Consider the following 19,268-nt stretch of genomic DNA (forward strand, 5'->3'; position numbering starts at 1 on the left):
TGCAGTTCCGGTCGGTGTTATGGTCAGGCTTGTCCTTCAGCGCCTCGCGCTCACCCTCGTCGTCCTCGTCGGCTTGTCGATGCTGACCTTTTCGTCGCGCGCATCATCCCCGCCGATCCCGATTTTGCTGGCCGCTGGCCCCCGCGCGTCGGACGCGCAGATTCAGCAATTGCGCGAACGCTACGGCTATGATCGCCCGCTCGTCGAACAATATCTGCGCTACATGGGCGACCTGCTGCGCGGCGACCTCGGCACATCGGTGGTGCTGCGCCGTGATGTCGGCTCGGATCTCGCGCGTTACTTCCCCGCCACGCTCGAACTGGTGCTCATGGCGCTGGGGATTGGTGTGGTGCTTGGCGTTCCACTCGGCTTGATCGCTGCGGTCTACCGCGACCGCCTGCCCGACCAGCTTTCGCGCGTGTTCAGCCTCGGCATGGTGAGCATTCCGAACTTCTGGCTGGCGATTGTCTTGCAGTTGGTGCTGGCCTTCACGCTGACGATTTTGCCCTTCACCGGGCGCTTTGATCGCCTGCTCACGCCGCCCACGACGCTCACCGGCCTCTACACGCTCGACTCATTGCTCACGCTCAACTTCCCGGCCTTCGGCACCGCCCTGCGCTACTTGATCGCCCCGGCGTTCTGCTTATCGCTTGGCGCGCTGGCGACGATTGCGCGCACCGTCCGCGCCGATCTGCTCGACGTGCTCGGCACGGATTACATCCGCACCGCCCGCGCGGTCGGCATCCCAACCTCGGTGCTGATCCTCAAATATGCACTTAAAAATGCCTCGCTGAACACGCTGACGCAAGTCGGCCTGTTCTTCGGCTACACGCTCACCGGATCGGTGCTGGTGGAGAACATTTTTAGCTGGCCCGGCATTGGCAACTATGCGGTCTCCGCCGCCTTGACGAAAGACTTCGTGCCGCTCATGGGCGTCACGTTGCTGACCGGCTTTGCCATTGTCGTCGTCAACCTGCTGACCGATTTCCTGTATCTGACGCTCGATCCGCGGATCAAGTACACCTCATGAGCATTCAGACGAGTTTTCCCCGCCCCGGCAGCACCGTCACGCCGCCCAAAAGCAATAAGGCTTTCCGGCTGGCGCTCTATCGCCTGCGCCAGAGTCCGCTCTCGGTCATCGGTCTGGTGATGGTGGCGTTCGTGCTGTTCGTGGGCATCATCGGCCCGGAACTTGTGCCCTTCCCCGAAGATGCGACCGGGAACACGCGCATGGAAGCCCGCCTGACCGCGCCTAACGAAACCTACTTCTTCGGCACGGATGACGTCGGGCGTGATGTGTTCAGCCGCACGGTGATCGCCACGCGCACATCATTGGTCATCAGCCTTGTTGTGCTGCTCATCGCCATTTTGATCGGCATTCCGCTCGGCGCGATCAGCGGCTTTTTCGGCGGCTGGATCGACGAAGTGATCATGCGCATTACCGACATTTTCCTGACCGTGCCCGCGCTGCTGCTGGCGATGGCGATGGCCGCCGCGCTCGGCACGGGCATGGTCAACGCCATGATCGCGATTGCGCTGGTGTGGTGGCCGGGTTACGCCCGTTTGACACGCGGACAAGTGCTCTCGCTGCGTGAACGCGAATTCATCGAAGCGACGCGCGCACTCGGCGGTGGCCGCTGGCACACGATTTTCCGGCACATTCTGCCGAATATCCTCTCTGCCGTGATCGTCAAAGCGTCGATGGATATTGGCTTTGCGATTCTGGTCGCGGCGGGGCTCGGTTACATCGGCGTGGGCGTGCAAGCGCCAACTCCCGAATGGGGCGTGATGATCAGCGAAGGGCGCGGTTTGCTGCGGCAGGCGTGGTGGGCATCGATTGTCCCCGGCGTCGCCATGTTCACGACCGTGCTGGGCTTCAACCTGCTCGGCGACGGTCTGCGCGACATTCTCGACCCGAAGACGAGGCGCTAAATGGTAGACGCACTGGTCGATATTCGCGGCTTAAAACTGGAATTCAGCGGCTTTGACGGCGTGTCCCGCGTGCTGGACGGCGTCGATTTGACGCTCCAGCGCGGCGAAATTCTGGGCATCGTCGGCGAGACGGGCAGCGGCAAAACCATGACCGCGCTCAGCATTGCGCATCTGGTGCCCAACGGCGTACTCAAAGGCAGCGTCCGCTTTGAAGGCGAAGAAGTGCTGACCAAAAGCGGTCGCGCGCTCCAGAAGTTCCGCGCCAAACGCTTAGGCATGGTCTTTCAAGACCCGACGACCAACCTCAACCCGGTGTTCACCATCGGCGAACTGCTGATCGATGCGGTGCTGGTGCAGAAATACGGCGTCCCCGGCTGGAAGCTGCTCACAGGTGGCAAGTGGCTGAATCGCAAACAGCGCCAGCAAGCCCGCGACGAAGCGATTGCCCTGCTCGACCGCGTGGGCATCCCCGACGCGGCGCAGCGGATGGGCAGCTACGGGCATCAACTCTCCGGCGGGCAAAAGCAGCGCGTGCTGATCGCCATCGCCTTAGCGGGCGATCCCGACCTGCTGATCGCCGACGAGCCAACCACCGCGCTCGATGTGGCGATGCAGGCGCAAATCCTGCGCTTGATTCAGGAACTGGTGCGCGAACGCCACATGTCCGCCATCGTCATTACGCATGATCTCGGCGTAGTGGCGCGCATCTGCGACCGCATCACGGTGATGTACGGCGGCACAGTCGCGGAGAGCGGCACAGTGCGCGACATCTTCGAGAACCCCAAGCACCCGTACACGCGGGGGCTGCTCGCCGCCATCCCGACCGATCAGATCGAACGCGGCGAACTGCGCGGCATTGCGGGCGCGCCGCCGAGCTTCCTCAACCCGCCGACGGGCTGCCGCTTTCACCCGCGCTGCCCCGCCCGCCTGTCCCATTGCCATTCCCACCCGCCCGCCGTCACGCACGTCAGCGCCGGGCATGAAGTCGCTTGTTATCTCTACACGGACGAGAGGCGCGCATGAGTTTGCTGGAAGTCCGAGGACTCAAAGTCTATTTTCCCGTACAGCAGGGCGTGTTACGCCGCAGTACGAGCTACATCAAGGCCGTCGACGACGTGGACCTGACCATCGAACCGGGCGAAGTGGTCGGCATCGCGGGCGAATCCGGCTCCGGTAAGACGACCGTCGGGCGCGCCATCCTGCGCCTGATCGAGCCAACCGCCGGGCAGGTGCTGATCGAAGGGCGCGACCTCGCGGCGCTCGGCGAAGAAGAACTGCGCCGCGCCCGCGAAGCCATGCAGATCGTGTTTCAGAATCCATTCGCCGCGCTCGACCCGCGCATGAACGTGCGCAAGCTGATCCTCGAACCGCTGGAGATTCACCAGATCGGCGACGAGGCGAGCCGCGAGAAGCGCCTGCGCGAACTGCTGCAGTTGGTCGGCTTGCAGGAAGAACACCTCGACCGCTACCCGCACGAATTCAGCGGCGGGCAGCGGCAGCGCATCGGCATTGCGCGGGCGCTGGCGCTCAACCCCAAGCTGCTGATTCTCGACGAGCCGACCTCCGCGCTCGATGTGTCGGTGCAGGCGACCATCCTGAATCTGCTGCTCAAACTGCGCGACGAACTCGGCCTGAGCTACCTGTTCATCTCGCACGATTTGAACGTGCTGCGCTACGTGTGCGACCGCATCGGCATCATGTATCTGGGGCGCATCGTCGAACTCGCGCCGACGCACGAGATCTTCGAAGATCCCAAGCACCCGTACACCATTTCGCTGCTCTCCGCCGCGCCCGAAGCGAAAATCGAACAGAAACGCGGCGAAATCATCCTGCAAGGCGAAGTCAGCCAGCGCGCCATCGGGCAGGGCTGCCGTTTCAGCCCGCGCTGCCCCGCCGCGCAAATTGATCTGTGTAAAGCCGAAGAACCCGCCCTCGATGAAGTCTGGCGCGGCCACCGCGCCGCCTGTCATCTGGCATTGCAAAACCTGCCCTTAGGCATCATCACGGCCTCGGGGGAACCCTACGCCAATACCGTTCGGAGACAAAAACATATGAGAGGCTACCGCATCGCCACCGACATTGGCGGCACGTTCACCGATCTGGTGGTACTCAACGAGGAGACGGGCGAAATCACCGTCGCCAAAGCCTCGACCACACCCCAGGATTTCTCGCAGGGCATCCTCGACACCATCAACAAGTCAGATCGGCTGGATACGGCGCGCACGACGTTCTTTGTGCATGGGACAACGGTCGTCATCAACGCCCTGACCGAGCGCAAAGGCGTCAAAACGGGCTTGATCACGACGCGCGGTTTCCGCGACGTGCTGGAAATTCAGCGCTCCAACCGCCCCGACATCTACAACCTCGCCTACAGCAAGCCCAAGCCGTTCGTCGAACGCAGCCTGCGCCTCGAAGTGAGCGAACGCCTCAACTACAAGGGCGACATCCTCACCCCGCTGGATCGCGAAGAGATGCGGCAGGCGGTCGCGCAGTTGGTCAAAGAGGGCGTGGAGAGCATCGCCGTGTGCTTCCTGCATGCCTACATCAACCCAAATCACGAGCTGGAAGCGGGCGAAATCATCCGCCAGACCGCGCCGCGCCTCCCCTTCACGCTCTCGCATCAGGTGACGGGCGAATGGCGCGAATACGAGCGCACGAGCACGGCGGTCTTCAACAGTTACATCCTGCCGACCGCGCAGAAGTATCTCGACAACCTCGAAACGCAGCTCACCAACCAGAAGCGCATGGGCGACGTGCTGCACATCATGCAGTCGAACGGCGGCAGCGCGACTTTCGCGCTCGCCAAACGCACGCCGATCAATCTGGTCGAGTCCGGCCCCGTCGCCGGGGTGATCGGGTCGGCGCGCATCGGCGACCTGATCGGCGAACCGAACGTGATCGCCTTCGACGTGGGCGGCACGACGGCCAAAACCTCGCTGATCGAAGGCGGCCAGCCCAAGATCACGACCGAGTACAAGATCGAGCACACGCGCGAATTCGCCGGCTACCCGATCCTTGTGCCGACGATTGATATTGTCGAAATCGGGTCGGGCGGCGGCAGCATCGCCTATGTCGATGACGCGGGCGCGCTGCGCGTCGGGCCGATCAGCGCGGGCGCGGTTCCCGGCCCCGCCTGCTACGATCAAGGTGGCACGCAACCCACCGTCACCGACGCGAATCTGGTCGTCGGTCGCTTGAATGCGCGCAACTTCCTCGGCGGCGAGCTCAAAGTCAGCCTCGAAAAAGCGCGGCAGGCCATCAAGCCGATTGCCGAACGCTTCAACACCAGCATCGAAGAGGCGGCGCTCGGCATCATCCGCATTTCCGACTTCGGCAAGATGAACGCCATCAAGCTGATCTCGGTGCGGCGCGGCTACGACCCGCGTGACTTCGTGCTGGTCGCCTTCGGCGGCGGCGGCCCCATGCACGCGGGCGCAATGATGCGCGAACTGCGCTGCAAGAAAGTCGTCATTCCCGTGTATCCCGGCGTGTTTTCGGCGTTCGGCATGCTGATGAGCGACTTGCAGATCGACACGCTGCGCACCCGCATCATGCGCGTCGACGGCGCGGACTTGACGGCGATCACCGGGCTGTACGACGAAATGGAAGCGCAGTCGCGGCACAACCTCGAAGCCGAAAACATCGCCCGCGAGAGCATCCGCATTCAACGGCACGCCGACATGCGCTATCTCGGTCAGGAACACACGGTGAAAGTGCCCGTGCCCAACGGCGCGCTCACCCCCGCCGCGATGGAAAAGGTCAGCGTGGCGTTCCACGATTTGCACGAACAGGCCTTCACTTTCCGCCTCGACTCGCCGCTGGAGATGGTCAGCTACCATGTGACCGCCATTGGGATGGTCAACAAGGCGGAGATCAAGCCGATCAAGGCGGACGGCGCGAGCTTAGGCCGCGCGCGCAAAGAGACGCGCGCCGTGTACTTCGAAGGCGTGGGCGCCGTACAAACGGCAATCTACGAGCGCGACCAGCTGCCTATCGGCAAGCCGATCCCCGGCCCCGCCGTGATCGAAGAGGCATCGTCGGCGACGGTCGTGTATCCTGATCAGCAGTTCTACCGGGACAAGTACGGTTTCCTGCACGTCGAAGCGGCGGGCAGCGGCAGCAGCAAGCAGCGTTTTGGCTTCTTGGGATAGGGAAACAAACATGGCGACCAAACCGATCAAAGTCGACCCATTTACGCTGGAAATCATCAAAGATCGCTGATCGCGATCGGCGATGAGATGTTCATCGCGACCCAGCGCACCAGCATGAGCACAATCATCTACGAAGTGCTGGACTACGCCAGCGGCCTGACCGACGCGCACGGCAACCTGATCGTGCAGGGCAACGGCGTGACGGGCTTCCTCGGCACGCTCACCTACGCAGTGCGCAGCGTGATCGACAAGTTCGGCGCTGACCTGCACCCCGGCGACATCGTCATCACCAACGACCCGTACAGCGGCGGCGGCACGCACCTCTCGGATGTCACGCTCGCCATGCCCATCTTCCACAAAGGGCAACTGGTCGCCTTCGCGGCCAACAAAGCCCACTGGACGGAAGTCGGCGGCATGGCTCCCGGCAGTTGGACGACCGACAGCACTGATGTGTGGCAGGAAGGCATTCAGTTCCCGTGCATCAAGCTGTACATCAAAGGTGAAGTCGTCCCCGGCTTGATCGACATGATCCGCGCCAACGTGCGCACGCCGGACATGAGCATCGGCGATATGAACGCGCAGGCCGCCTCGCTGCGCCTCGCCGAGCTGCGCTACATCGAACTGTGCGAACGCTACGGCGTGGAGACGGTGCTGCACGGCGTCGAATCGCTGCTCGATTACGGCGAAGAACTCACGCGGCAGGCGCTCAAGCGCATCCCGCGCGGCGTCTACGAAGCGGTCGATTATGTGGACGATGACGGCATCGACCCCGGCCCCTTCGAAATGCGCGTCAAAGTCACCGTGACCGACGACGAATTCATCTGCGACTTCACGGGCACGCACGCGCAGGTCGCCGGGCCGATCAACAGCGGGCGCACGGGCTTAGAGTCGGCGGTGCGCGTGCTCTTCAAGGCGCTGACCGACCCGCAAATCCCCGCCAACGAAGGCTGCTTCCGCCCGCTGCGCGTCATCTGCCCCGACGGCACGATGGCGACCGCCAGCCGCCCCGCTCCGACTTCAACGTACTGGGAAGTTATGGAGTTCGGTGCGGATCTCGTGTGGAAGGCGCTCGCGCCTTATGTGCCGGAACGCCTGACGATGGGGCACTTCCTGAGCGTGTGCGGCACGGTGATCAGCGGCAAGCACCCGGACACGGGCGAACTGTTCATCCTCGTCGAACCACAGGTCGGCGGGTGGGGCGCGGCGGTCGGGCGCGATGGCGAAAACGCCATGTTCTGCATCGGCGACGGCGAAACCTACGTCATTCCGGTCGAAGTGTGCGAGACGCGCTACGGTGTCATGGTCGATCAGTTCGCGCTCAACAATGCCGACGGCGGCGCGGGGCGCTATCGCGGCGGGCGCGGCGTGTTCCGCGACTACCGCATCACGGCCGACGAAGCCATCGTCACCGGGACGTTCGGGCGGCACAAGTTCCTGCCGTGGGGCATGAAGAACGGCCAGCAGGGGTCGCGCAATTACATGGAAATGTTCCACGCCGATGGCTCATCAAAGGTCTTCGGCAAGGTCGCGCGCTACAAGCTCAAGCGCGGCGAAGTGGCGCGCATGGCGACCGGGACGGGCGGCGGCTACGGCGATCCGATGTCGCGCCCCGTCGAAGAAGTCGAGCGCGACGTGCGCAACGAATACATCAGCGCCGACCAAGCGGAACGCGAGTACGGCGTCCTCATCGACCCGCGCACCGGTCGCGGCGAACGGCGGCGCAGCGCGCTCAATGCGCGTTCCAGCTTCGCGCCCACGACGAGCAGCGCCCGCGAAGCCGCCTACGAACCGCGCGGCGGCGGCAGCATCCGCCAGTCCGACAAAGTCGACGCCATTCTGAGCATCATTCGCGGCGAAACCTCCGCCGCGGCGGTCGCGCTGCGCTTCGGCGTGGAGCGGGCGACGGTCGACGGCTGGATCAGCCAGTTTATTCAGGCGGGCGAAGGGGCGATCAGCCCCCCATCGGGCGGCGCGAACGAAGTCAGCGAACTGCGCGCCATGCTGCGTCAACTGAGTGAAGAAGTCTCTACGCTGCGGCGCTCGATCAAGCCGTAGGGGGAAGGAAAACAGCCATGTCGTTCTCAGATATTCTTACGATTATCATCATCATCGTCGCGATTCTCGCCGTGATCTGGCTGATCTTGCGCCTGTATTCGCGTCACTACATCAAGACGACCGCCGGGACAGCCTTCGTCCGCACAGGCGGCAGCCAGCGCGAACCGCTGGTCGTGGTGAACGGTGCGGCGTGGGTTTTCGGCTTTCTGCACCGCCTCAAGTGGGTCTCGCTGGAAACGGTGACCGCGTCCGTCAAGAAGATGGGCGACGAGCCGCTGGTGACGGTTGACCCGCAGTATGTCGATTTTGAGGCGCGCTTCTTCGTCAAGGTGGGCAGCGACCCGGCCAGTATCAGCGTGGCCGCGCGCACCATCAGCGGCGAAGCGGTCGAGGCCGACGCGATCCGCCGCATCGTGGACCCCAAACTGCAAGGCGTGGTGCGCGATGTCGCCGCCGGGCTGGAACTCAAGCAGTTGATGGAAAAACGCCGCGACTTCATTGCCGCGCTGAAAGAACGCCTGCGCGACGAACTAGCCGAAAACGGGATCGTGCTGGAAAGCGTGAGCATCATCACGCTGCGCCCCAAAACGCAGGGCGAATTCTCCACCGATGACGTGCTCGGCGCGCAGGTCGCCCGCACCAACGCGGCCATCATCGAAAAAGCGCTGAGCGAGAAGAACCAGCTCGAAAAGCAGGGGACGCTCGAACGCTCGCGGCAGGACGCCGACGTCGAACGCGAACGCATGGCGATTGAAGAGGCCATCGAGAAGGAACGCGCCGAACGCCTCAAGACGATCACCGTGGTGCGCGCCACCGAAGAGACCGCGGCGCAGGTGCAGCAGGAAGTGAAGCGCGAAGAGGCGGAACGCGCCCGCATCCTCGCCGAACGCGCGCTGATCGAAGAACGCATCCGCAACGAACGGCTCGAACTGCTGCTGCGCGAACAGACGGACAAAGAACTCCGCCTCGAAAAGCTGCTGGTCGAGCGCGACCTCGCGATTGCTGACGAAGAACGCCAGATCCAGATCTCCGAAGCGATCATCCGCAAGCTGACCGCCGAAAGCCAGCGCATCGAAGCCGACCTCGCCCGCCAGCAGGTGCTGGAAGCGGCCACCTCGACGATTGACCAGACGATTGCGCGGCGCGAAGGCGAACTCGAACTGCTCAACCTCGAGTACGAAGCGCGGCGCAAGCAGTTGGAAAGCGATCACGCGGTCGAACTGGAGAGCAAGCGCCGCACGGAGATGGCCGAACTCGAAACCGCGCTCACGGGATTGCAGGTGCAAATCCAGCGGGCACGCGCCGAAGCGGAGTACGAAGTCGCGCGCTTGGCGGCGCAGAGTGAACGCGAACGCCAGAGCGCATCCGGGTTGGCCGAAGTGCAGGTAGCGATGGAACGCATCAAGGTCTTGCAGTTGGAAGCCGAAACACTGCGGCAGAAGATGGTCGCCGAAGCCGAAGGCGAACGCGCCCGTCTCGAAACGCTGGCCAGCTACGACGGCCTCGGTCAGCAGTTGGAACTGGCGCATCTGGCGTCGGATACCACGCAGGCCATTGAAATTGCCCGCGCGCAGGCGTTGGGCGAGGCGCTCTCCAACATGGATACGCACATCTTCGGCGACGGTGCGACCGCGCAGCGCCTGCTGCAGCTGATCTCGTGGTCGCAGGGCGCGAATCAGGTGTATGACGCGCTGCCCGACCCGGCCAAGAACGCGCTCACCACGCTGCTCGGCGGCAAGCTGAATGGCCATGGCGCGAATACGACGATTGACGCGCTGTTGAGCGCCGCGCTCGCCTTGCAGCCCGATCTGCTGACGCAAAACCCGCCGCTCGGCGACGTGATCGACCTGCTGAGCGCGCAGGACGCCATCCCCGCCGCGCTCAAGCCGCTCGCGGAACGCATCGGCGCGGACAGCGCGTTGAGCGGCCTGCCCGTCTCGGCGGCCGTCGCCTTAGCGAAGACGTGGACAGGAAATTAACCTCACCCCGGGGGGTGGGGGCCCCCGGCCCGGCGGGGGGGGGGGGGGGGGGTTCCGTGTGCGGGCCCCCCCCCCCGCGGGTCCCCGGGGGGGGCACGGGGAGGGGCGGGCCGGCCCCCCCCCCCCCCCCCCCCCCGCCAGGGGGCGCGTTTCGCCCCCCCGGCGGGCGCGCCCCCCCCCGGCGGGCCGGGGGGGGGGGGGCGCTTCGGGCCGCCCCCCCCGCACCACCTAACCCCTAAATTCCCGCCTTTCGATTGATGACAATGCGCCGCAGCGTGCCGTATCCTAGGCGCATTGTCCACCAGAAAGGTAAAACCTGATGCCCTATATCACCCCTGTTCCCCGTGAGGAAGCGACCGGGCTGCTCAAAGAGCAGTACGAGGCGGCGGAGTCAGCCACCGGGTATATTCCCAATTATCTCAAGGTGTTCAGCCACCGCCCGGAAGTCTATCAGGCGTGGCAAACGCTGCTGGCGTCCATTCGCACCAACATGACGCTGCGCCGCTACGAATTGGTCACGCTGGCCGCCGCCCGCCGCCTGCAGGGCACTTACTGTATGCTGGCGCATGGCAATGTGCTGCTCAAAAAAGGGGAAGTCGACGAGGCGCAGTTGACCGAGATTGCTACCAACTATCAGCAGGCCGGCTTGACTGAAGAGGAAGTCGCCATCATGGCCTTCGCGGAGAAAGTCATCGCCGCGTCGGGCAGCATTACACAGGCCGATGTCGATAGTCTGCGCAGCTTTGGGCTGACCGATGCCGAGGTGCTCGATATCACGCTGGCGGCGACCGCGCGCAGCTTCTTCAGCAAAACGATTGATGCGCTCAATGCTGAACCTGATGGTGTTTATGCGGGCTTGCAGACCGATGTGCGGCTGGCACTCACCGTGGGGCGCACGTTCGACACCTTGGGGGCTGCGGGCGAATAAGGGTCACAAAGGACTATTCAGGATTGCTCTCCAGCAGCGCAAAGGCTATAATCCTCCGCGCTCACTTACGATTCTGGATCATCATGTTGACTAATCCGCTCGCTATTTATCAAACTCGCAGTGCTTATCGCTGGGTTATTCTGCTCTTGTGCGCTCTCACGCCCCTCTTCGTCGTCACGCTGCCCGCCATGTCGCTGCCGCCGCTGTTCACGAGCATCGCCGCCGACCTCAATTTGACGCTGGTCGAAGTCGGCATGGTGTGGGGCGTAGGCTCGTTCATCGGCATCTTCTTCGCGCTGATCGGCGGAACGCTCGGCGACCGCTTCGGCAGCCGGGCAACGCTGTTCGCGTGCTGCCTCGGCGCGGGCATCTTCGGCTTGACGCGCGCCTTCGCGCAGGATTTCAGCGCGCTGCTGCTGACCACGCTCGTCTTCGGCATTTTCGGCGCGATCATCCCGGTCATCCTCTTCAAAGTGGCGCGGGAGTGGTTTCCGCCCCATCAGCTCGGCATGGCCTCCGGCGTGATCTCGTCCGGCTTCGCGACTGGGCTGATGCTCGGTCCGCTGCTCAGCACCAGCGTGATCGCGCCGACACTCGGCGGTTGGCGGCAGGTGCTGGTTTTCTACGGCATCGTCGCCATCGTGATTGGTCTCCTGTGGTTGTTGGTGCATCCGGTCACCCAGAAGGGCACTTCCGGCGCCGCGCCGCGCGTCTCGTTTATGGACAGCCTGCGCTTTGTCATGCGTCTGCGCAACGTGTGGATTCTCGGCATTGGCGGGTTGGGGATCAATGCCTGTTTCGCGGGCTTCACGGGCTACCTGCCGACCTACCTCAAATCGATTGGCTGGCAGCCGCTGGATGCGGATCAGGCGCTGGCGGCGTTCTTCCTCGCCAGCCTGTGCGCGGTCATTCCGCTCTCGATTCTGTCAGATCGCTTCCGGCTGCGGCGCAGCTTCTTGATCTTTGGCGCCGCCGTCCTCATGACCGGGATCGGCTCGCTGAGCGTGATTGATGCGTCGGTGATCGTCGTGACGATTGCTATCACCGGGCTGGTCTTCGACTCGTTCATGGCCATTCTCAATGCCAGCGTGCTCGAAGTGGATGGGCTCACGGGCGTATACGCCGGGACGGCCATCGGCTTCGCCACCATGATCCGCAACCTCGGCGGGGCGTTCTCGCCCGCGCTCGGGAACAGCCTCGTGCCGCTTGGGGCAAGCGTCCCGTTCCTGTTCTGGGGCGGCATGGCACTGTTCACGGTCGCGATGTTCGTGTTCGTGCTCAAGCCGCACAAGACCAGCACCCCCATCGCCGATCCGGTCGTGCCAGTCTCGGCGTAACGCTTACCAACTCCGAAGGCGGTCGAAGCCGGGAGTCGATCCGGTTTCGACCGCCGCGACCGCGTACAGCAGCAGCGCCGCCGACCACGTCTGCCAGTCCTGACCGCGTACCGCACCATCCTGCGCGCGCAGCCATTCGTTGAAGCCAAACTCCAACTGCGAGTTCTGCGCGGGGCGCAGCAGTTCGATCAGCGCAACCAGCTTGGCCCGCGCCAATTCGACGCGTCCCGCCGCCACCAGCGCCGCAATATACAGACCGATGCCGAACGGCCACAAGCCGCCGTTGTGATACTCGCCGGGCAGGTTGAACTGCGCGTAACGGGGATGCCAATCGGGATCGGTCGGCTGGATGTAGGGGAACAGGCACGGCGGCAGATCGACCGCCAGCTCGCCGCGCCCCCGCATGGCCGCGCATTCCGCCTCAACCCAGTTGATAATGGCGTTCGCCTTCTCCTTCGTCGCCACGCCAGCGAGGATCGCCCAACAGTTGCCGATCAGGTCAAAGCGCTCGCTGCTGTGGACTTTATACGCCCACAGCGCGTAGTAGGGCTTGTCCGGAATTGCCAACCCTTCGTGCACATGCGCGTCTTTCCAGCCGGCGCGCACAATCGGCTGGTTGATGAGATCGCGCAACCGGTCGGCCTCCGCGTCGCGCTGCCACAGGCGCAGGGCCGTGTAAGTCAGCGTGTTGACGAACAACCCATAGCCCAACACCCACTGCTCATCGCGCCAATCGCTCGTCGGCTGTTGCGCGATCAAACCGCTGCCATCCGGGCTCTGATACTGCAGCCATGTCAGCGCTTTGACCGCCGCCTCGGTGAGAAAGTCGGCCTCGCCGGTGAACTCGCGATACAAAGCCAACCCGATCAGAAACAGCGGGGTGGTGTCGCTCGATCCCAGATCGCGCGGGTCGTGCGCCAACCCCGGCATAAGTCCGAGCGGCGTTTGGTTCGTCGCCAGCGCTGCCAGCACGCGGCGCAGCGAGTCGATCAGCACGCCGTTTCCGCTCACCAGCATCCCCAGACTCGCGATCATCAGGTCGCGGGTGTACGGCTCAGGGTAGCCCCAGCCCGCCACGCGCGGCAGTCCCGCATGATCGCCGTGCGCGTTATGCAGCAGCACGTCCAGCGCCGACTGCTTAATCTCAGCGTAGGTGTCTGACATTCCCCAACTCACTTTGTTCTCCAATCCAGTCGGCTGATTATGCCCGAGTCGCGCCTTTCCGCCAGACCACCATCCTGGGTGTCTGCGGCGATTTTTGGCAACTTCTGCCAAAAGGCATAAACTGTTCACCCATTCACCAGACAACCCAACACCAGAACAGGGGACGCATGACCAAGATTCATGGAATGCTGACAGTGGATGCTCTCTCCGACCTCGTCGATGCGCATGAAGTCGAAACCGTCGTGCTCGGCTTCACCGATCACTTTGGGCGGTTGATGGGCAAACGCATCGACGCCGAATTCTTCATTCAGGAGATCGCCAGCGCGGGGACGCACGCCTGTGATTATCTGCTCACCACCAACATGGAGATGGACCCGGTGCGCGGCTACAGCTTCGCCAACTGGGAACATGGCTACGGCGACTTTCATCTCGTGCCCGACCTCGATACGCTCCGCCTCGCCACGTGGCTGGACAAAACGGCGATGGTGTTATGCGATGTCAAAGACGAGAAGACGCACGATTATATCGCCGTCGCGCCGCGCTCGATTGTCCGTAAGCAGCTCGACACGGCGGCGCAGAGCGGCTATCAGGTGATGGCGGCGTCGGAACTCGAATATTACGCCTATGAGGATTCTTATCGGAAGGCGGCGGAAAAAGAATACAACCATTTACAGCCGCTCGGCTGGTACATCGAAGATTATCACATGCTGCAAGGGACGCGGCAGGAAAAATTTACGGCAGAAGCGCGGCGGCATCTGAAGTATTCCGGCGTGCCGATTGAGAACTCCAAGGGCGAATGGGGGCACGGTCAGCACGAACTCAATGTGCGCTACGCCGACGGCCTGACGATGGCCGACCGCCACATTGTCTTCAAGCAGTGCCTCAAGGAACTCGCCGAACGGCTCGGTATGAGCGTCAGCTTCATGGCCAAGCCGACGCCTGACGCGACCGCCGGGTCGAGTTCGCACATCCACCTCAGCCTGTGGGCGAACGACGCCAACGCCTTTGTCGGGGATACCAAACTCGGCCCGGTCGAGGGATCGGACGTGTTCCGCTGGTTCTTGGGCGGGTGGATGGCACACGTCCCCGAAGTGATGGTCTTCTACGCGCCGACCGTCAACTCGTACAAGCGCTACATTGACTTCTCGTGGGCACCCACGCGTATCGCGTGGAGCTACGACAACCGCACGGCGGGCTTCCGCGTGGTCGGGCACGGCAGCAGCCTGCGCATCGAATGCCGCATCCCCGGCGCGGACTGCAACCCGTACCTCGCCTATGCCGCGGCGCTCGCCTCCGGCTTAGACGGCATCCAAAACAAGATTGAGCCGCCCCCGATCTTCGAGGGCAATATCTACGAGGCGCAAACGCTGCCGCGCGTCCCCTACACGCTGGAGCACGCCGTCGATTTGTTCGCGGCCAGCGACTTCACCAAGCGCGTTTTTGGGGCAGACGTGGTCGATCACTATACTCACTTTTACCGGACGGAAGTATCCGCATTCCACAAATGGGTCACCGATTGGGAACGTAAACGGTATTTCGAGCAGATTTAGCGGCTCGTCCGACAGCAATCTACAAGCATGACCAGATGATGCATTTACACAGCACAGCACCGAAGGGGATTTGAGATGCGTTTGCAAGATAAAGTAGCGTTGATTACGGGAGCGGGCAGCGGCATCGGCTATCACAGCGCGCTGGTGTTCGCCAGAGAAGGCGCGGCGGTCGTCGTCGTGGACGTCAATGAAGCGGCGGGCCAAAAGACCGTCAGCGAGGTGCAAGCGGCGGGCGGCAAGGCCGTGTTCGTGCGCGCAGACGTGTCGAAAGCCGCCGACTGCGAACGGATGGTGCAGACCGCCGAGGCGACGTTCGGCAAGCTGAACGTGCTGTTCAACAACGCGGGCATCAGCCACGGTGACGACGATGACTCGGTCAATACGACCGAAGATGTGTGGGATCTGACGTTTCAGATCAACGTCAAAGGCGTGTTTTTGGGCTGCAAGTATGGCATCCCGGCGCTGCGGCGGGCGGGCGGCGGCAGCGTGATCAACACGGCGTCCTTCGTGGCGACGCTGGGCGCGGCGACTCCGCAGCTCGCCTACACGGCCAGCAAGGGCGCGGTGCTGTCGATGACGCGCGAACTCGCGGCCATCCACGCCCGCGAAAACATCCGCGTGAATGCGCTGTGCCCCGGCCCGCTGCGCACCGAACTACTGATGAAGTACCTGAACACCGACGCCAAGAAGCAGCGCCGCCTCGTGCACATCCCGATGGGGCGCTTCGGCGAAGCGGCGGAAATCGCCAACGCCGCGCTGTTCCTCGCCTCGGACGAAGCGTCGTTCGTGACGGGTTCGAACTTCCTGGTCGATGGCGGCATCACCTCCGCCTATACCACGCCCGAGTAGATCATGGCGCGCCTACAGACGACGATTTCACCCATTGACGGCTCGGTTTATGTCGAACGAGAGCTGGCCGACGCGCAGCAGATCGACGCGGCTTTAAGCACGGCGGTCGCGGCGCAGCAGTCTTGGAAGCACACGCCGCTGGCCGACCGCATGGCGATCTGCGAACGCGCCGTGACCTATATGGTCGACAACGCCGACGCGATCGGCATGGAAATCACCATGCAGATCGGGCGTCCCATCCGCTACAGCCCGTTCGAGATCAAGCGCGGCTTTCAGGAACGCGGGCGGCACATGATCAGCATCGCGCCGCAAGCCCTGAGCGATATTCCGACGCAGCCCAAAGACGGCTTCCAGCGCTTCATTCGCCGCGAACCCGTCGGCGTGGTGCTGGTGCTCGCCCCGTGGAATTACCCGTACCTCGTGACGGTCAACTCGGTGATTCCAGCCATTCTCGCGGGCAACAGCGTGATTCTCAAACATTCGGATCAGTCACCGTTGGTCTCGGAACGGTTCGCGGAAGCCTTCCGCGCGGCGGGACTGCCCGCAGGCGTGTTCCAGTACCTGCACGCCAGCCATGACGATGTCGCGCGCATGATTGACGATCCACGCGTGGACTTCGTCGCCTTCACGGGGTCAGTCGCGGGCGGGCACGCGGTGCAAGCGGCCACGAGCGGACGCTTCATCGCGGCGGGCATGGAGCTCGGCGGCTGTGACCCGGCCTACATCCGTCCCGATGTCGACCTCGCGCACGCTATTGAAAATGTGGTCGATGGCGCGCTGTTCAACAGCGGGCAGTCGTGCTGCGGCATCCAGCGCGTCTACGTCCACGCCGATGTTTACGAGCAGTTCGTAGCGGGCGTGGTTGGCCTGACCAAAACCTATGTGCTCGGCAACCCGCTTGACCCGGCGACGACGCTTGGCCCGGTCGTGCGCGTGCGCGCCGCCGATGCCGTGCGCGAACACATCCGCGCGGCGGTGGCGCAGGGCGCGCAGGCGCTGATCGATCCCGCGCTGTTCCCGGCGGATCAACCCGGAACCGCCTACGTCGCACCGCAGATCCTCGTCAACGTGGATCACAGCATGGGCATCATGACCGAGGAGAGTTTCGGCCCGGTGATGGGCATTATGCGCGTCACGGACGACGCCGAAGCGGTCGCGCTGATGAACGATACGCACTACGGCCTCACGGCGTCGATCTGGACGCAGGATGTGGACGCCGCGCTGCGCATCGGCGATCAGGTCAACACGGGGACGTGGTACATGAACCGCTGCGACTACCTTGACCCCGAACTCGCGTGGACGGGCATCAAGGACAGTGGGCGCGGCTGCACGCTGTCGATTCTCGGCTTCGACAGCTTCACCCGCCCGAAATCATTCCATCTGCGCACGGTGACGGGTTAGTACCTTCGTCGGGGCGCACGGTCGTGTGCCCCGACTCCTCCCCACGCAAAACATAATCCTCGTATAATGCATTGAACTGAACGCATTCATTCGACAACTGAACACAGCTAACGCCTGACTTTGCGGCTCAAAAGGACACTATGACGCACGCGATTCCCCTCGTCAAAGGCTTACCGTTTCTTGGCAACACCCTGTCACTGACCGGCGACGCCATCGGCTTCATGACGCGCGCCTATCACGAGTACGGCCCGGTCTACCGCGTGCGCGTGCCGGGGCGCGAGATCACGATTCTCGCCGGACTCGACGCCAACCACCTGCTGATCAATCTCGGCTCAGACTACCTCCAGCTCAACCCGATCTACGGCAAACTGGCAGAAGAGACGAGCAGCGATATTTACCTGCCCACGCTCGACGAGCCGCAGTACAGCTACTACCGCCGGATGATCAAGCCGCGCCTCTCCCGCGACACGCTGGCTGATTATCTGCCGCAGGCCATCGACTTGATCAACGCGACGACCGCCGACTGGCAGCCCGAGCAAGCGGTGCGCGTGCAGGATGTGCTGACGCGCCTGTGCATCGAGATCATCAGCCGTTCCGCCGAAAACACCGAAGTCGGCGACGAATTGGCCTCGATCATCTTCTTCACCAACCGCCTGATCGGGTCGGGGGTGGCTTTCCAGCCCGCGTTTTTGCTCAAACTGCCGGATTATCAGCGCGCGAAACGGCGCTTTGAGGCGTTCCTCCAGCGCATTGTCGATCAGCACGCGGCGCAGCCCGGCGCGCACGACGACTACGTCGATCTGCTGCTCAAGAGCACGGCGCTCGACGGGCAACCGCTGCGCGGGCATGATCTGCTCGCCTATGTGCATCTGCCGTTCGTCAACGGCGTCGCCTATGCGCCGCGTCTGAGCGGGTACCTGCTCTATGAACTGCTGCGGTCGCCGGAACTGCTGGCCAAAGTGCGCGCCGAAGTCGACGCCGTGTTCGCCGAGGGCGACTTCACGCTCAACGCGCTGCGCAAAATGCGCTGGTTGTACGGGGCGTGCATGGAAGTACTGCGGATGTACCCGGTCGCCGGGGCGCTGCCGCGTTATGTGGCGAAGTCGTTTGAGTTCGGCGGGCAGACGATTGAGGCGGGGCAGTTGGTCTTCATCGCGACAGGCGTCACGCATTTTCTGCCGGACGTTTACCGTGATCCCTACAAATTCGACCCCGAACGCTTCTTCGAGCCGCGCAGCGAACATCAACGCTCCGGCGTGTTTGCGCCCTATGGTCTGGGATCGCGCACCTGCTTGAGCGCGGGCATGGGCGAGGCGCTGATCATGCTTGTCATGGCGACACTGGTGCACAAGGTCGATCTCGCGCTGCCGTCACCCGACTACCGGCTCAAAACGCAGATCGCGCCGATCCCCGGCCCGCACAAAAACTTCACCGTCAAGGTGATCGGCCAGCGCGAACGGATCGCCGTCTAGGAGGCTGAAGTTTGGTCAGCGCATTGCTCACAGGTGCCGTAAATCGCCATGTGATCGATGCGCGGCATGAAGTGATACTGGGCGGACAGCGTCGCGCGCCGCGCTTCCAAGACGGCATCGTCGATGGTGATCATCCCGCCGCAGTTCAGGCAGATCAAATGGTGATGGTGCGGGCGTTCGATCAGCGCGTAGACCGTGCCCGCCTGTCCCATGTCGGTCTGCGACACTAAACCGATCGCTTTAAGCCACTGAAGCACGCGGTAGACAGTCGTGTCGCTCATCGGCTGATCCGGATGTTCCGCCTGAATGTGCCGCTGCAATGCGCTGATGGTCAGGTGGTCGTGCGCTTGACCGAGCGCTTCGATCACGAGGCGGCGCGGCAGGGTTACACGCTCCCCCTGCGCTTTGACCTGCTCAATCACATCCATCTCTGCACCTTTCATCGTTCTC

At 63.3% G+C, this 19,268-nt stretch carries 14 protein-coding genes; 12 read left to right on the forward strand and 2 right to left on the reverse strand.

The features are described from left to right. Window positions 1-19: 19 nt before the first annotated feature. From IPK17_RS16380 to IPK17_RS16415, 8 genes are all read left to right on the forward strand, one after another. Window positions 20-1,030 (forward strand): ABC transporter permease, encoded by a 1,011-nt coding sequence (locus IPK17_RS16380; protein ID WP_343418761.1) that lies wholly within the window; start codon window positions 20-22, stop codon window positions 1,028-1,030. Continuing rightward, window positions 1,027-1,932 carry an ABC transporter permease gene (locus tag IPK17_RS16385; protein WP_343418762.1) on the forward strand — a complete coding sequence of 302 codons (906 nt, stop codon included), beginning with the start codon at window positions 1,027-1,029 and terminating at the stop codon, window positions 1,930-1,932. Before IPK17_RS16380 ends, IPK17_RS16385 begins: the two co-directional genes overlap by 4 nt. After that, window positions 1,933-2,955 (forward strand): ABC transporter ATP-binding protein, encoded by a 1,023-nt coding sequence (locus IPK17_RS16390; protein WP_343418763.1) that lies wholly within the window; start codon window positions 1,933-1,935, stop codon window positions 2,953-2,955. It begins immediately after the preceding gene. Next, complete coding sequence (locus IPK17_RS16395; protein ID WP_343418764.1) at window positions 2,952-6,083, forward strand: oligopeptide/dipeptide ABC transporter ATP-binding protein; 3,132 nt, start codon at window positions 2,952-2,954, stop codon at window positions 6,081-6,083. The genes IPK17_RS16390 and IPK17_RS16395 overlap by 4 nt, the downstream gene beginning before the upstream one ends. Before the next feature lie 87 nt (window positions 6,084-6,170). Further along, window positions 6,171-8,138, forward strand: a complete 1,968-nt coding sequence (locus tag IPK17_RS16400; RefSeq protein WP_343418765.1) for a hydantoinase B/oxoprolinase family protein — start codon at window positions 6,171-6,173, stop codon at window positions 8,136-8,138. A gap of 17 nt (window positions 8,139-8,155) precedes the next feature. Further along, a complete protein-coding gene (locus IPK17_RS16405) occupies window positions 8,156-10,117 on the forward strand; it encodes an SPFH domain-containing protein (RefSeq protein ID WP_343418766.1) in 1,962 nt (653 codons plus the stop codon). 319 nt (window positions 10,118-10,436) lie between these two features. Beyond that, complete coding sequence (locus tag IPK17_RS16410; RefSeq protein WP_343418767.1) at window positions 10,437-11,045, forward strand: carboxymuconolactone decarboxylase family protein; 609 nt, start codon at window positions 10,437-10,439, stop codon at window positions 11,043-11,045. Between the two features lie 83 nt (window positions 11,046-11,128). Continuing rightward, window positions 11,129-12,382 carry an MFS transporter gene (locus tag IPK17_RS16415; protein WP_343418768.1) on the forward strand — a complete coding sequence of 418 codons (1,254 nt, stop codon included), beginning with the start codon at window positions 11,129-11,131 and terminating at the stop codon, window positions 12,380-12,382. A 3-nt stretch (window positions 12,383-12,385) separates the two neighbouring features. On the opposite strand, the gene IPK17_RS16420 is transcribed toward IPK17_RS16415, so the two are convergent. Next, complete coding sequence (locus tag IPK17_RS16420; RefSeq protein WP_343418769.1) at window positions 12,386-13,546, reverse strand: glycoside hydrolase 100 family protein; 1,161 nt, start codon at window positions 13,544-13,546, stop codon at window positions 12,386-12,388. Window positions 13,547-13,713: 167 nt separating this feature from the next. On the opposite strand from IPK17_RS16420, the gene IPK17_RS16425 reads away from it, so the two are divergent. The 4 genes from IPK17_RS16425 (at window position 13,714) to IPK17_RS16440 (ending at window position 18,818) form a co-directional block, all read left to right on the forward strand. Next, complete coding sequence (locus IPK17_RS16425) at window positions 13,714-15,096, forward strand: glutamine synthetase family protein (RefSeq protein ID WP_343418770.1); 1,383 nt, start codon at window positions 13,714-13,716, stop codon at window positions 15,094-15,096. Between the two features lie 75 nt (window positions 15,097-15,171). After that, window positions 15,172-15,945, forward strand: a complete 774-nt coding sequence (locus tag IPK17_RS16430; RefSeq protein ID WP_343418771.1) for a glucose 1-dehydrogenase — start codon at window positions 15,172-15,174, stop codon at window positions 15,943-15,945. A 3-nt stretch (window positions 15,946-15,948) separates the two neighbouring features. Continuing rightward, window positions 15,949-17,346: an aldehyde dehydrogenase family protein gene (locus IPK17_RS16435; protein WP_343418772.1), complete on the forward strand. Its 1,398-nt coding sequence runs from the start codon at window positions 15,949-15,951 to the stop codon at window positions 17,344-17,346. Between the two features lie 140 nt (window positions 17,347-17,486). Next, complete coding sequence (locus IPK17_RS16440) at window positions 17,487-18,818, forward strand: cytochrome P450 (RefSeq protein WP_343418773.1); 1,332 nt, start codon at window positions 17,487-17,489, stop codon at window positions 18,816-18,818. On the opposite strand, the gene IPK17_RS16445 is transcribed toward IPK17_RS16440, so the two are convergent. Then, the gene (locus IPK17_RS16445; RefSeq protein WP_343418774.1) at window positions 18,815-19,261 is read right to left on the reverse strand and encodes a Fur family transcriptional regulator; all 447 of its coding nucleotides are present in this window, start codon (window positions 19,259-19,261) and stop codon (window positions 18,815-18,817) included. The genes IPK17_RS16440 and IPK17_RS16445 overlap by 4 nt on opposite strands. Window positions 19,262-19,268: the final 7 nt, after the last annotated feature.

The sequence above is a fragment of the Candidatus Flexifilum breve genome (assembly GCF_016713355.1).

What these genes read in the sequence shown, in the direction of transcription:
- IPK17_RS16390 (WP_343418763.1), top strand. Translation starts at nt 1,933, where the DNA reads ATGGTAGACGCACTGGTCGATATTCGCGGCTTAAAACTGGAATTCAGC.
- IPK17_RS16405 (WP_343418766.1), top strand. Translation starts at nt 8,156, where the DNA reads ATGTCGTTCTCAGATATTCTTACGATTATCATCATCATCGTCGCGATT.
- IPK17_RS16385 (WP_343418762.1), top strand. Translation starts at nt 1,027, where the DNA reads ATGAGCATTCAGACGAGTTTTCCCCGCCCCGGCAGCACCGTCACGCCG.
- IPK17_RS16435 (WP_343418772.1), top strand. Translation starts at nt 15,949, where the DNA reads ATGGCGCGCCTACAGACGACGATTTCACCCATTGACGGCTCGGTTTAT.
- IPK17_RS16395 (WP_343418764.1), top strand. Translation starts at nt 2,952, where the DNA reads ATGAGTTTGCTGGAAGTCCGAGGACTCAAAGTCTATTTTCCCGTACAG.
- IPK17_RS16440 (WP_343418773.1), top strand. Translation starts at nt 17,487, where the DNA reads ATGACGCACGCGATTCCCCTCGTCAAAGGCTTACCGTTTCTTGGCAAC.
- IPK17_RS16425 (WP_343418770.1), top strand. Translation starts at nt 13,714, where the DNA reads ATGACCAAGATTCATGGAATGCTGACAGTGGATGCTCTCTCCGACCTC.
- IPK17_RS16410 (WP_343418767.1), top strand. Translation starts at nt 10,437, where the DNA reads ATGCCCTATATCACCCCTGTTCCCCGTGAGGAAGCGACCGGGCTGCTC.
- IPK17_RS16445 (WP_343418774.1), bottom strand. Translation starts at nt 19,261, where the DNA reads ATGAAAGGTGCAGAGATGGATGTGATTGAGCAGGTCAAAGCGCAGGGG.
- IPK17_RS16415 (WP_343418768.1), top strand. Translation starts at nt 11,129, where the DNA reads ATGTTGACTAATCCGCTCGCTATTTATCAAACTCGCAGTGCTTATCGC.
- IPK17_RS16380 (WP_343418761.1), top strand. Translation starts at nt 20, where the DNA reads ATGGTCAGGCTTGTCCTTCAGCGCCTCGCGCTCACCCTCGTCGTCCTC.
- IPK17_RS16430 (WP_343418771.1), top strand. Translation starts at nt 15,172, where the DNA reads ATGCGTTTGCAAGATAAAGTAGCGTTGATTACGGGAGCGGGCAGCGGC.
- IPK17_RS16420 (WP_343418769.1), bottom strand. Translation starts at nt 13,546, where the DNA reads ATGTCAGACACCTACGCTGAGATTAAGCAGTCGGCGCTGGACGTGCTG.
- IPK17_RS16400 (WP_343418765.1), top strand. Translation starts at nt 6,171, where the DNA reads ATGTTCATCGCGACCCAGCGCACCAGCATGAGCACAATCATCTACGAA.